The sequence below is a fragment of the Pararhizobium antarcticum genome (assembly GCF_001885585.1).
Classification (GTDB): domain Bacteria; phylum Pseudomonadota; class Alphaproteobacteria; order Rhizobiales; family Rhizobiaceae; genus Pararhizobium; species Pararhizobium antarcticum.
Window position 1 is genome coordinate 1 of the sequence record NZ_LSRP01000096.1, and the last position, 13,465, is coordinate 13,465.

General features: G+C 61.2%; 11 protein-coding genes. 4 read left to right on the forward strand and 7 right to left on the reverse strand.

The features are described from left to right. A partial coding sequence (locus tag AX760_RS27460) for a hypothetical protein (protein WP_210187263.1) occupies window positions 1-323 on the forward strand: 323 nt, incomplete at its 5' end. Here the strand turns inward: AX760_RS27460 and AX760_RS15520 are convergent. After that, window positions 290-2,851 carry a GcvT family protein gene (locus AX760_RS15520; RefSeq protein ID WP_071833837.1) on the reverse strand — a complete coding sequence of 854 codons (2,562 nt, stop codon included), beginning with the start codon at window positions 2,849-2,851 and terminating at the stop codon, window positions 290-292. The genes AX760_RS27460 and AX760_RS15520 overlap by 34 nt on opposite strands. A gap of 306 nt (window positions 2,852-3,157) precedes the next feature. Beyond that, window positions 3,158-5,017, reverse strand: coding sequence for a potassium transporter Kup (locus tag AX760_RS15525; protein ID WP_425348866.1), 1,860 nt, complete (start codon window positions 5,015-5,017; stop codon window positions 3,158-3,160). Window positions 5,018-5,346: 329 nt separating this feature from the next. Here AX760_RS15525 and AX760_RS15530 point away from each other — a divergent pair, with 329 nt between their 5' ends. Further along, complete coding sequence (locus AX760_RS15530; protein ID WP_071833839.1) at window positions 5,347-6,969, forward strand: ABC-F family ATP-binding cassette domain-containing protein; 1,623 nt, start codon at window positions 5,347-5,349, stop codon at window positions 6,967-6,969. A 128-nt stretch (window positions 6,970-7,097) separates the two neighbouring features. Here the strand turns inward: AX760_RS15530 and AX760_RS15535 are convergent, their stop codons facing one another. Then, window positions 7,098-7,409: a hypothetical protein gene (locus tag AX760_RS15535; protein ID WP_071833840.1), complete on the reverse strand. Its 312-nt coding sequence runs from the start codon at window positions 7,407-7,409 to the stop codon at window positions 7,098-7,100. A 123-nt stretch (window positions 7,410-7,532) separates the two neighbouring features. Here AX760_RS15535 and AX760_RS15540 point away from each other — a divergent pair, with 123 nt between their 5' ends. Beyond that, window positions 7,533-8,159 (forward strand): TetR/AcrR family transcriptional regulator, encoded by a 627-nt coding sequence (locus AX760_RS15540; RefSeq protein WP_087149269.1) that lies wholly within the window; start codon window positions 7,533-7,535, stop codon window positions 8,157-8,159. Between the two features lie 200 nt (window positions 8,160-8,359). After that, window positions 8,360-9,205, forward strand: coding sequence for a copper chaperone (locus tag AX760_RS15545; protein ID WP_071833842.1), 846 nt, complete (start codon window positions 8,360-8,362; stop codon window positions 9,203-9,205). A gap of 99 nt (window positions 9,206-9,304) precedes the next feature. Here the strand turns inward: AX760_RS15545 and AX760_RS15550 are convergent, their stop codons facing one another. The 4 genes from AX760_RS15550 to AX760_RS15565 all read right to left on the reverse strand — a co-directional run bounded on the left by AX760_RS15550 (window position 9,305) and on the right by AX760_RS15565 (window position 13,461). After that, complete coding sequence (locus tag AX760_RS15550; protein ID WP_071833843.1) at window positions 9,305-10,111, reverse strand: ABC transporter permease; 807 nt, start codon at window positions 10,109-10,111, stop codon at window positions 9,305-9,307. A 13-nt stretch (window positions 10,112-10,124) separates the two neighbouring features. Beyond that, window positions 10,125-11,060: an ABC transporter permease gene (locus tag AX760_RS15555; protein ID WP_083531207.1), complete on the reverse strand. Its 936-nt coding sequence runs from the start codon at window positions 11,058-11,060 to the stop codon at window positions 10,125-10,127. Window positions 11,061-11,089: 29 nt separating this feature from the next. Further along, window positions 11,090-12,211, reverse strand: coding sequence for an ABC transporter ATP-binding protein (locus AX760_RS15560; RefSeq protein ID WP_071833844.1), 1,122 nt, complete (start codon window positions 12,209-12,211; stop codon window positions 11,090-11,092). Between the two features lie 71 nt (window positions 12,212-12,282). Further along, window positions 12,283-13,461, reverse strand: coding sequence for an ABC transporter substrate-binding protein (locus AX760_RS15565; protein ID WP_245295034.1), 1,179 nt, complete (start codon window positions 13,459-13,461; stop codon window positions 12,283-12,285). Between the last annotated feature and the right edge of the window lie 4 nt (window positions 13,462-13,465).

Here is a 13,465-nt window from a genome sequence, read left to right on the forward strand (position 1 = left end):
GCATTGGCAAAGCCGCAGAAAAGCAGTGCCGAGCCCGAGCCCAGCAGAAAAGTCTTCAATTTCATAATCTTCCTCCCAGAAGAGTGATGAGCATTTGCGTCGCTCGTGGGCAATTACTCATCAAACACTCAACAGAGTCAATCGATATTCCATGCTGCACTGCAGAAAAAGGCTTTGATACCCTCTTGGCTGTGTCCGAAGGGCGTGAACGCTATCAGCCGGATACGAAAATGCCCGCCTGGGCGGCGGGCATTCAATGCTGGCTGGGCTGTGTCCGCAGGCGGAAGGATCAGGTCTTCGGCTTGAGGTTCTGCGGGTCGTAGAGCGGCTTGTAGCCGACGCCGGCGACTTCGACCGGGTAGGTCTCGCCGAAATACTCGACATCAAGCCTGCGGCCTTCCTGGGCATAGGCATGCGGAAGATAGGCAAGCGCGATGTTCTTGCCTATCGTTGGGCCGAAGGCGACGGAGGTCGTGTAGGAGCGGCGGCCGAGGTCATCGATCAGCACCTCGCCGGTATCCGGATCCATGACCGGCATGGAGCCAACCGGATAGCGCTTGACGCCCTTGGCATCGGTATTTTCGGTCATCACAAGGGTGCAGAGCATGGCCGGCTGATGCGGTCGGGCCTTGTATTCGAGATGCTTGGCCTTGCCGCGGAAATCGGCTTCCTTGACCTTCGGGCGGGCCAGATCGGCTTCGAGGAGATTGTACTGGGTGAGCAGATCGCCGTTCTGCAGGCGCAGGCTCTTTTCCATGCGGCGCGAATTGGCATAGGTCTCGACGCCAAACGCCATGACGCCCGTCGATCGCAACGCATCCCAGACGGCGAGGCCGTCCTCGTATTTCATATGCAGTTCCCAGCCCTGTTCGCCCACATAGGAGATGCGGAAGGCGGAGACATGTTTGCCAGCAATGTCGATCGGCTTGATCGCCGCGAAGGCGAAGTTTTCCGGATCGAGTGCGGTGGGATCGGCAACGATCTTCTTCAGCGTGTCGCGGGCATTCGGCCCCCAGATGCCGATCGTGGTGTAGTGTTCCGAGACGTCGGTGATCACGACGTCGAGGCCGCGATCCTGCGCCACGCGTTTCATGTAGTGGAAGTCGCGCGGGCCGGCGTCCGCGCCGTTGATCAGCCGGCAGCGATCCGCCATGCGAATGACGGTGAAGTCGGCGCGCACCATGCCCTCGTCGTCAAGGAAGTGGGTGTAGATGCCCTTGCCGATATTGCCGTCGCCGCCGATCTTGGCGGCGCAGAGCCATTCGAGAAGTTCGACATGATCAGGGCCTTCGATGTCGACCATGTGGAAATGGCTGAGGTTGACGATGCCGCAATCCTCGCTCATCGCCAGATGCTCGGCGTTGGAAACACGCCAGAAATGGCGGTTGTCCCATTCGTTCTCGCGCACGGGAACCCGGTCGGCATATTTCTCCAGCAGATGCGCGTTGGCCGCATAGCCATGGGCACGCTCCCAGCCGCCGAGTTCCATGAAATGGCCGCCGAGTTCAACCTCGCGCGCATGGAAGGGCGAACGCTTGACGCTGCGGCTCGATGCATAGGGCTCTCGGGTGTGCACGGCCGGGAAATAGATCTTCTGGGCAGCCTCGAAGCAGCGATTGGCGATGAAGTCTTCGGTCAGCTGGTGCGGATAGAAACGCGCATAGTCGATCGAATTGTGGTCGATTTCGGTGCGGCCGTCGGTCATCCAGTCGGCGATCAGCTTGCCATAGCCGGGGCCGTCCTTGACCCAGATGGCGACGCAGTACCAGAGGCCACGCACCTTCTGGCTTTCGCCGCAGGAAGGCCCGCCGGCAGCCGAGACCTGCAGGAGGCCGTTGAACGAATGGCTCTCGTTATAGCCGAGCTCGCCGAGGATCGGCGTCAGTTCCATGGCGCGCTCGAGCGGCTCGAGGATCTGCTCCATGTCGAGATCGCGCTGCGACGGCGACAGGCGTGCCTCGTGTTTTTCCAGGAGTTCGCGCGGATGGCACATGCGCGGATTGGTCTGCTCGTAATAGCCCCACTCGATCTGGCCGCCTTCCGAGGTCTTCGGGTCGCCGGTGTCGCGCATATAGGCGGAGTTGCCCTGGTCGCGCAGCAGCGGATAACCGATATCCTTGCCGGTGCCTTCAAATTCCGTGTATGGTCCGAAGAAGGTCAGCGGATGGTCGACCGGCATGACCGGCAGGTCCTCGCCGACCATTTCGGCGATCAGCCGCCCCCAGAGGCCGGCGCAGACGATGACGTGATCGGCCATGATGGTGCCGCGATGGGTGACGACACCCTTGATGCGCCCGCCTTCGACGATCAGCGACTGGGCCGGCGTATTGGCAAATGCGGTGAGCTTTCCCGTCTTTTCAGCCGCATCGACCAGCTTGCCGGCAACCGTCTGCGAACGCGGAATGACAAGGCCGGCGTCCGGATCGAACAGGCCACCCATCACCTGGTCTTCCTCGATCAGCGGGAACTTTTCCTTGATTTCGGCAGGAGAGACGTAATGGGCGCGGGTGCCAAACGCCTTGGCAGAGGACAGCTTGCGCTTGATCTCTTCCATCCAGGTGTCGTCGCCGGCGCGGGCGACTTCGAGACCGCCGATGCGGGCGTAGTGGCCCATCTTTTCGAAGAAATCGATGGAATATTGCGTCGTCCAGACCGAGAGATAGTCGTGGCTCGTGGTGTAGCAGAAGTCCGACGCATGCGCCGTCGAGCCGATATCGGTCGGAATGCCCGACTTGTCGATGCCGACGATATCGTCCCAGCCGCGCTCGATCAGGTGATGGGCGATGGAGGCGCCGACGATGCCGCCGAGCCCGATGATGACGACTTTTGCCTTGGACGGAAACTCTGCCATAGCCTGCAATCCTGCCTGCGAGAATGATTGATGTTGGACGCGATTTTAGGGTGAGCAGTCGCACAATTGCAGCCTGTCTGCGACATTCTGCGCGTGTTGCACGACCACGCCTTTGCCTTGGCGACAATGCCGCACCGAGGCCTTGGGTGTGGCAGAGTGCGCCGACGGCCCGCTTAGTGAAAGCATAGTAGACGAGCGGGCGTCAAACATCTTGTGGCTGGACCGTCCTGAAGTGCGCCGCAGCCGCTGTGCAATCGTCCCCGCCGTTCAGCCCGCTTCCGCCTTCATCAGACGCCGCCGGCCTCCTCAGATGACCACCTGTTCGCCGATCTCCACCACCCGGTTGGCCGGCAGGCGGAAATAGGCCGACGGATCGATGCCGATGCCCGCCGTTGCGATGTAGAGCTTGTCCTGCCAGCCCGGAAGCCCGCTCTTCGGATCGCTGATGATGTTGCGTCGGCCGAGATAGAACGAGGTCTGCATGATCTCGAACTTGAAGCCCGCCTTTTTGCAGAGCGCGAGGGCCCGCGAGACGTTCTGGTCGTCCATGAAGCCGAAGCTCACCTCGAGACGAAGGAAACGCTCCGAAAGCCGGGTCATCTTCACCCGCTGCGCATCCGAGACATAGGGAACATCGGCGGTCGTGACGGTCAGGATGACGTTCTGTTCGTGCAGGACATGGTTGTGCTTGATGTTGTGCAGAAGCACGGCCGGCGTGGTGTCGGGCACGCTTGTCAGGAATACGGCAGTACCGGGCACCGAGACAGGGGCATGATCCGACTTGCGTTCGATCGACTTGATGAACATCTCCAGCGGCACGTCATTGCGCGCCGTCTTCTGCCGCAGGATCAGCGATCCCTTCCGCCAGGTCCACATCACCACCATGATGGCGAGCGCCAGCAGCACGGGCACCCAGCCGCCATCGTGGATCTTCAGGAGATTGGCACAGAGGAATATGACTTCCAGTGTCAGAAGCGGGAGCAGGACCAGTGCCGAGGTGACCGCAGACCAGCCCCAGACGGAGCGCAGGTACTGCACGCACATCAGCGTGGTGACGACCATGGCCCCGGTCACCGATATGCCATAGGCAGTGGCCAGCGATTCCGAATCCCCGAAGGTGAAGATCAGCACCATGACGCCGACAAACAGCAGCATGTTGACGGCCGGCACATAGATCTGGCCGGTATTGGTTTCGGAGGTGAAGGTGATCTGCAACCGCGGCAGGAAACCCAGATGCACGGCTTGGCGCGCCAGCGAGAAGGCGCCGGTGATCACCGCCTGGCTGGCGATGATGGTAGCCGCCGTCGCGAGAAGCACGATCGGCAACAGCGCCCAATCGGGATACATCAGGTAGAACGGGTTCTCGACGGCTGCCGGATTGGCAAGCACATAGGCGCCCTGACCAAGATAGTTCAGCGCCAGCGCCGGAAACACGAGAATGAACCAGGCGGCTTGAATCGGTTTCCGCCCGAAATGGCCGAGATCGGCATACAGCGCTTCGGCACCTGTTACCGTCAGGAACACGGCACCCAAGACGATCAGCCCGACGAAACCCGCATGGGTGATGAACCAGATTGCGTTCAAGGGGTTCAGCGCATTGAGGATCTGATAGTCGTCGGAGATATGGAGCAGGCCGCCCCAGGCGAGCGCCAGGAACCACACCACCGTGATCGGTCCGAAGAACTTCGACACGGCGGCCGTGCCGCGCGACTGGACCATGAAAAGCAGGATCATGATGACGGCCGAAATCGGCAGCACATAATCGCCAAGCACCGGCGTCACCAGCTTCAGGCCCTCGACCGCTGACATCACCGACAGGGCCGGGGTGATCATCGCATCGCCAATAAACAGCGCGGCACCGATGATGCCGGCGAAGAACAGCACCGGCATGTAGCGGCCGGTCTTCTTCATCAACAGCGCCAGCAGCGACAGCGTGCCACCTTCGCCGTCATTGTCGGCGCGCAACAGGAAAAGAACATATTTGAACGTCACGATGGTGGTCAGCGTCCAAACCATCAGCGAAATCAGCCCGATCACCTCTTCGGCGCTGACGCCATCCTCCACGAACGGCCTCAACGCTTCGCGGAAGGCATAGAGCGGGCTGGTGCCGATGTCGCCGTAGACGACGCCGACCGACCCCAGAAGCAGGGTCAGGAACTTGCGCATGTCGGCCGGGACTGCGGGCGTATCGCCAGTGGAAGCGTTCATCTTTTCTCCAGCTCGTGCCCGAGCCTGTTTTCCGTCGAAACGGATTGAACCATCGTGTGGCGCAGAAGCCGTCTTCGGCAAAGGGTGCCATGCCGGCCACGCGGCGAAGATGCCGGTTCGCCTGACTTAACGCTAAAGCCCCAGCCACTCAAGACGCCTGTCGTCGCGACGGTGATCAGATGGTGCGCCTGCGCGCCAAAGCGATAGTGCAGTGCGGAAAAAACTGCTACAGGCCTCGAAAACCCCTGGCAACAGGGCTCCGCAACCCTTCCGGACTTTGACGAACCATGATTCGCATCGAAAATATCAGCAAGCAGCTGAGCCACCGCATCCTGTTCATCGAGGCGTCTGCCGCCCTGAACCGGGGAGAAAAGGTCGGGCTTGTCGGACCAAACGGTGCCGGCAAGACGACGGTTTTCCGGATGATCACCGGCGAGGAACAGCCCGACGAAGGCCAGGTGTCCGTCGATAAGGGCGTGACCATCGGCTATTTCAACCAGGATGTCGGCGAAATGGAAGGCCGCAGCGCCGTGGCCGAAGTCATGAACGGCGCCGGCCCTGTCAGTGTCGTTGCTGCAGAACTGCATGCGCTGGAAACGGCCATGGTCGATCCGGAGCGGATGGACGAGATGGATGAAATCATCGAGCGCTATGGCGAGGTCCAGGCGCGCTACGAGGAGCTGGACGGCTATGCGCTGGATGGGCGGGCCCGCGAAGTGCTGGCCGGCCTGAGCTTCACCGAGGAGATGATGGACGGTGATGTCGGTGCACTCTCGGGCGGCTGGAAAATGCGCGTCGCACTGGCGCGAATCCTCCTCATGCGCCCCGATGTCATGCTGCTCGACGAACCCTCCAACCACCTCGATCTCGAAAGCCTGATCTGGCTGGAGGCCTTCCTGAAGACCTACGAGGGGGCGCTTCTGATGACCTCGCATGATCGCGAGTTCATGAACCGCATCGTCAACAAGATCATCGAGATCGACAGCGGTTCGCTCAACAGCTATTCCGGCGACTATACCTTCTACGAGGGACAGCGGGCGCTGAACGAGAAGCACCAGCTGGCCCAGTTCGAGCGCCAGCAGGCAATGCTCGCCAAGGAAATCAAGTTCATCGAGCGTTTCAAGGCGCGCGCCTCGCATGCCTCGCAGGTGCAGAGCCGGGTGAAAAAGCTCGACAAGATCGAGCGCGTCGAGCCGCCCAAGCGCCGCCAGGCGGTGTCATTCGATTTCCTTCCGGCCCCGCGGTCCGGCGAGGACGTTATCGTCATCAAGAAGGTGCACAAGAAATACGGCAGCCGCACGATTTACGAAGATCTCGATTTCACCGTGCGCCGCAAGGAACGGTGGTGCATCATGGGCATCAACGGTGCCGGAAAATCGACCCTTCTGAAGCTCGTCACCGGGTCGACCAATCCCGACCTCGGCACCGTCGCACTCGGCGCCAGCGTCAAGATGGGCTATTTCGCACAGCATGCAATGGATGTGCTGGATGGCGAAAGCACCGTGCTGGAAATGCTGGAAAACCAGTTTCCGCGGGCGGGACAGCCGCCGTTGCGGGCGCTGGCCGGCTGTTTCGGCTTCTCCGGCGATGATGTCGAAAAGCGTTGCCGGGTTCTCTCGGGCGGCGAGAAGGCGCGGCTGGTCATGGCGATCATGCTGTTCGATCCGCCCAATCTGCTGGTGCTCGACGAGCCGACGAACCATCTCGATCTCGACACCAAGGAAATGCTGATCAAGGCTCTGTCCGAATATGAGGGCACGATGCTGTTCGTCTCCCACGACCGGCATTTCCTCGGCGCGCTGTCGAACCGCGTGCTGGAACTGACGCCGGATGGTATCCACCAGTATGGCGGCGGTTATACGGAATATGTCGAGCGCACCGGGCAGGAAGCGCCGGGCCTGCGCAGCTGATCGGGCTGAGACTTCCCGGTCATGTCACGATCAAAAAACCCCGCTGGTGCAGCGACCTGACCCCATGATGTTGATGTCCAACGTCATGGGGTCAGGTTAGCAGGCACCAGCGGGGTTTTTCAAAGGTGTCAGTGGCAGCCGACGCATAGCGCGTCGTTTGCTCCGCCCGGGGGCTGGATCATCGCCAGCAGACGCCGTTTGCGCCCGGCAAAAAGCCCTTCCTCGGCAAAGCTGCCTTCTGGCTGGCGAAAGGCCGCCGCGCGTGAGGAGGTCTGGCGTGAGGATGCCCGGGCGGCTTGTTTCTGCCTGATGGCGCTGGCCGCGGCCTGCATCTGGGATTTGAACTCCGCCATCTGTACGCCGTCGGCACGCATCACGGCGCGGATCAGCGGATCAGTCAGGACCTCGTCGAGGGTCATTTCGGTCTGGGTCTGATACATGGTGGTCTCCTTGGTCTTTCGCGTCTTGCCGGTTCGGAGCCGTCCTTGACTTTGATAGCGGGTAGTGTTACCGGTAAGTAACATCGCAATAGTTACCGACCGGTCACACCTATGTCAACAAGCATGACGCAGAAAAATTCCAAACGCGGTTCCGAGGTCAAATCGGAGACGGACTGTCAGCCGACGCGGCCGGCGCCGCGGGATCGTATTGTCTCCACTGCATGCGATCTGTTTCGCCAGCACGGCATTCGCGGCATTGGCGTCGATGCGATCGCGGAAGCGGCCGAAACCAACAAGATGACGCTGTATCGCCATTTCGGATCGAAGGACGACCTGATCTGCGAGACGTTGCGGTTCACCTCTCAAAAGGCAGCGGCGTTCTGGGAAGAGCTTGAGATTGCCCATCCCGGCAATGCCATGGCGCAGCTGCATGGCTGGGTCAAAGCCCGGGCCCAGTGTCTGACGGACGAGCCCTATGGCTGCGATCTTGCAAATGCCGCCGTGGAACTGAAGGAACAGGGCCATCCGGCCCATGTCGTCATCGAAAATTTCAAGACCGCCCAGCACCAGCGGCTTGTCGTGCTCTGCGGACAGGCGGGCGTTGGCCAATCCGAGCTTCTGGCAGACACGCTGTCGATGCTGCTGGAGGGCGCCCGCGTCAGTCGCCTGGCAAGCGGCACCGATGGCCCATCCGCCCATTTCGTGCGGGCCTGCGAGGCAACGATTGCCTCGTTCGGAAACGCTCGCTAGCAGCTGGCCATACGGCGTTGGTGAAATGCCGGCCGCTTGCGCGCTGTCGGACGAATTGTCTGCCCCGTCTTCCCGCTGTTCCCTACCGGCCACTCCCTCCACCCATCACACTCCACCGATCGGTTGATTGCGCTGCGTCTGGCCGAAGGGCAGACTTGTCTCTCATGTGAAGAGCGGTCGCCTGGAAAGGAAAGCACCGAATGCCTTCCTTTCGATTGCCGTCGCCCTTGTCGCTGCCGTCCTTCCTTCCACCCGCCTTCCTGCTGGCGGTGAGCTTTGTCGGGCTCGGATGGCTGGTTGTTGTCGACATGCTGCGCACCGCCCTGTTGTCACTCGACGCCGAGGCGCTCGGCCCTGGAATGGCGGCGGCGGGCGGTTTCCTGCTGATGATGGATGGGATCCCCCTTGAACTCCTGCAGTCGCTGTGTCGCACGGATGCACCGTCGCCTTTTTCATGGATTGCCTGGAGCCAGGTCTGCGGCATGGCAGCCTTGATGACGTTGGCCATGATGCTGCCCTGTGCGACCCCCGCATGGCGTATGCTGCGAACCGAGGGGACGGCCGCTGCCGGTTTCGGTTTTTTCGCTGGCTATGGCGCTGTCTGGGTGATTTTTGCTATTGTCCTGGCGACGATCGACATGGCCCTGCATCTCCAGATCGGTGCCCATCTCGTCTCTACGCCCGGCACGCCCGGAGTTCTGGCCGCAGGCGTGGTCATTGTCGCCGGCTTGTTTCAATGGATGCCTGCCAAACAGGACCAAAGGCGCAGGATTTCGGTCCGCAGCCGCCCGGCACATCTTGGCGACGCGCATGTGTCCGTATCGTTTGCCGAAGGCCTTCGTTATGCCGGCTGTTGTGCAAAGTCCAACGGCCCTTTGATGGCGACAATGCTTGTTCTTGGCATGATGAACATCGTCGCCATGGCTCTTCTTCTCGGGGCCATGCTGCTGGAGAAAACTGCCGAGAAAAACCATGTCTCGCACGGCATCGGCATCGGCTTGCTGCTGGCCGGTTTGACCTGGATGTATTCGGCTGCGACAGCGTGATGCCGGCAAGGCTCCGGCGGCGACCATGCGGGGACGAAGCGTCCCTCGAGCCAGTCAGCGAACGATCGCCATCACAAGGGCCAAGGGCTGCTTGCCGTCTCAGCCGGCCTTTACCTGACGCCGCTTCATGAAGGCCGAGATCTGGTAGCCGAAGGCCATGACCACGGCGGCCGCGAGGATTGTCAGGGTGCCGACGGCGGGTACCTGCGGCGTGTAGCCCGATTGCAGCTTGGCGCTGACCCATTCGGGAATGGTCGAATCGGCCCCTGACGACAGCATGGACAGCGGGAAATTCGCCCAGGACAGCAAGAAGGCGAAGGTGAAGCCGGAAAAAATGCCCGGAGCCAACAAGGGCAGGGTGATTTCCCGCATCACCTGCCAGCGGCTCGCTCCCAGATCATAGGCGGCCTCCTCCACCGCCGGATCGAAGGAATAGACCTGGATGGCGATCACCAGCGTGGCAATCGGCGCGATCCAGACCAGATGGGCAAAGACGGTCGCCTGCCAGGAGGGCGTGATGCCGAGCGCGGTGAACCACAACAGCAAAGCAAGGCCCAGCACGGCCTGGGGAAAGAGGATGGGCAGCAGAATGATCTTCTGGAACAGCCGCCGGCCCTTCCAGTCGTATCGCGCAAAGGCCAGCGCACCGAAGAAGGCCAGCACCGTCGACAGGCAGGCAACCGCGATGGCGACAACCGTCGAGGTCCAGAAGAAATCCCGGATCGACAGGGACTGAAAGACCTCCAGATACCATTTGTCGGAATATTTCGGCACCGGGAAACTGAAATATTTCGAGCGCGAGAACGAGGCCAGTGCCATCGTGATCATCGGCAGATACATGAACAGGATGAGCGCGGCCATGGCGCTGCCATAGGCCCAGGTGGCACGGTGGCTGAAATCATTCATGAACGTGTTCCTCTTATCCCTTGCGGCCGAAGATGGCGTCAAGATCGACGCGCTTGAACATGGCCAGCGCCAGCGATCCGGCCAGTACGATCATCAGCATCGACAGGGCCGAGCCTTTCGGCCAATTCTGCGCGAAGGTGAATTCCTTCTGAATGTCCTGGGCGATCATGACGACGGCGGTGCCGCCGAGAACCTTGGCTTCGGTGATGGCGCCGGCGGCCAGAATGAACGTGATCAGCGCGCCGATCATAATGCCGGGCATGGCGAGCGGTATGTCGACTTCCTTCATCACCTGCCAGCGGCTGGCGCCCAGATCGAAGGCTGCCTCGCGCATCTGGGCGGGCACCATGGAGACGCCGAGGATCATCGGAAAGAGCATCATCGGCAGGTTGATGTAGACGAGCCCGAACAGGGTGGCGCTGAACGTATAGAGCATGGAATCCACGGGAATGCCGAGATAGGTCTGCATCGTGCCGGAAACCACGCCGCCTTTGACCAGAAACAGCATCCAGCCCATCAGCCGCAGATTGTCGGCAACGAAGAGCGGTGCCGCAAGCACCAGCGCCAGGATGCCGGCCTTGCGGGTAAACACCCGCACCATGGCGATGGCCAGCGGATAGCAGATCACCAGCAGGATGGCGACAGTGGAGGCGGCAAGCTGCAGCGAGGCCAGGAAGGACAGGTAATAGCTGTCGGAAAAGATCGTGCGGAAATTTGCAAGCGTCGGCGCCTGCAGCACGGAAAAGGTTTGCGGCGGCATGAAGGCAAAGAGGAAGACCAGCGCCAAGGGCCCCACAAAACCAGCCAGCAGAAGGATCCCGACCGGCAACGCCGCCAGGAAACCGGGCTTGCTCAGGGCCGTGCCCAGCCTGACCTGCCAGGGCTCTGCCCGCGAGACCCGGCTGTGCCCCGCCGCAACATGGCTGATCCTTACGCTTGCATCCGTCATGAACGCGGTCCTTCGTCTATGCTGCTCGTTCAACTGGCAAAACGGGCGGTCGGGAAGATGGTCGAATCCTTGGCGTCCCAGGCGATCGTCACGCGACCGCCGCGGGCACTCGCCAATTGCTGTTCGCGCAGTTTCTCGACGAGGAAGACCTGTGCATCGCCGACACGCACCTGATATTGAACCCGTGATCCCAAAAGGTATTCGTTGTAGACCACGCCTTCGAGCTTGTTGGCGGCCGGTGAGGCTGTGTCGTCGAGGAAGCGAATGTCTTCGGGACGGATGACCAGCGAACCGCCGGCAAAGGAATCGGCGATCGGCGGCGCGTGATAGCTGGCCCCAGTCGCCTGGTCGATCACGGTGCCGTCCGGACCCGGGCCGACCTCGAGAATATTGACCTCGCCCATGAATTCCGAAACGAAGCGGGTCGAGGGATTGCCGTAGATTTCGTTGGGGGTGCCGATCTGCACGAAGCGGCCCTTGTTCATCACGCCGATGCGGTCCGACATCACCATGGCCTCCTCGAGCGAGTGGGTGATGTAGACGAAGGTCTTTCCTGTTTCGCGGTGAATGTCCTTCAGTTCCTTTTCGAGGATTTTGCGCAGCTTGTAGTCGAGCGCCGAAAGCGGCTCGTCGAAGAACAGGATTTCGGGATCGAAGGCCAGCGCCCGGGCGAGCGCGACACGCTGGCGCTCGCCGCCCGAGCATTGCGATACGCCCTTGCCGTAATAGCTCTCCGGCAGGCGCAATTGCGCCATCAGTTCCAGGGCACGCTCCTTGCGGCTTGCTGCCTTCACGCCGCGGATCTTCAAGGGAAATTCGATATTCTGGCCGACGCTGCGATGCGGAAACAGCGCCAGGGACTGGAAGACCATGCAGGTCGGGCGCTTGTTGGCGGGCACGTCGTTGATGCGTTCGCCGCGCAACAGGATGTCGCCATTGGTCGGCTTGTCCATGCCGACCAGCATGCGCACCATGGTCGTCTTGCCGCTGCCGGACGGGCCGACAATGGTGAAGAACTCGCCCTCGCGGATGTCGAGGCTGATGCGATCAACAGCCGGAAACTCGCCGAAGAGCTTGTCGACGCCGCGCAACTGCAAAATGGGTGGCGGCGCGGAGGATGCGCTGGCGGTGTCACCGGTGGCTGCTGTCATCAGGCGGTCCCATCTGTCTGTTCAGACGTGTGAGGAGACGGGAGGCCGGGCGTGCCGGCCTCCCGCCACGATCAGGCCTTCTCGCGCACGGCGGCCGAGAAGATCTCGTGCAGCTTCGTGTAGCTCGGGATGATGTCGAAGTCGGCGCATTTGGCCATGTCTGCCGACAGCGTGTCGTACTGGAAGGCATCCAGCTCTTCGGTGTTGTAGAGCGCCATGACCTTTGGGTCGCCCATCTGGCCGACCGGGTTGTAGGTGCCTTCGGCAAACGAGACGTTCTTGGCGGTTTCCGGGCGGAAGCAATATTCCAGGAAATCCTCGGCGCGCGGCGACAGCTGCGGATTGTTGACCAGCGATGTCAGTTCCATCCAGCAGACGCCGGCCTTGCCGCCCATTTCCTCCGGCCCCTTGTTGGGAATGATGCAACGCAGATTGGGATTGCCGTCATAGCGTGCGGCCGAGACCGAATAGACGCTGCCGGGGAAGGATCCCTCGATCGAGCCGTTGATCATTCCCAGTGCAATGGCGTTCATGTCGTCGGACAGGAAGGCGGCATTGTTGATCAGCTTGCGCATCACCGTCTCGTATTTGCCGATCTCGTCGTCTGTCAGCTCGCGGAACGGGCTGAAACCGGCGGCGATCACGACATGCATGATCACCCAGTCGTCATACATCAGCACGGCGTACTTGCCCTTGAAGGCGTCGGAGAGCATCAGATCATAGCCCTCGTCCTCAAGCGTCGCGGCCGAAACCTTCTCCGTGTTGACCAGCATGCCCGACGGCCCGTAGCGCTGGATCATGCCGAGCAGTTCGTTGCCGTCGTCGGAGGTCGACCATTTGTACGGCCATTTGAATTCCGGGATCATCATCTCCCAGAGCGGTTCGAACTTGGCCTTGTCGAGCGGCTTGATCAGATTTTCCGGATAAAGCTGACGGCGGCCCCAGGCATTGTTGAGGTTGATGATATCCCAGACCTTGGTGTCGCCGGCGCGCAGCTGGTTGACCGCTTCCGGGTCGGAGATCAGTCCTTGCGCCTTGACGGTGCAGTCGAATTCCTTGCGGAACGGGTCGAGCACCTTGTCGGAATTGTAGCCCTCCCAGCAATAGATGTTCATTTCCTTTTCGCGGGCTGCCCAGGCGCCGCGCGGCATCATCGAGGCCGCGGCAATGCCGGCCGAAATCGACACCGTGTCGCGCAGGAAGGCGCGCCGGGACTGGCTGAAGGACTGCAAGAGGTTTCTGCGCGTCATGGAT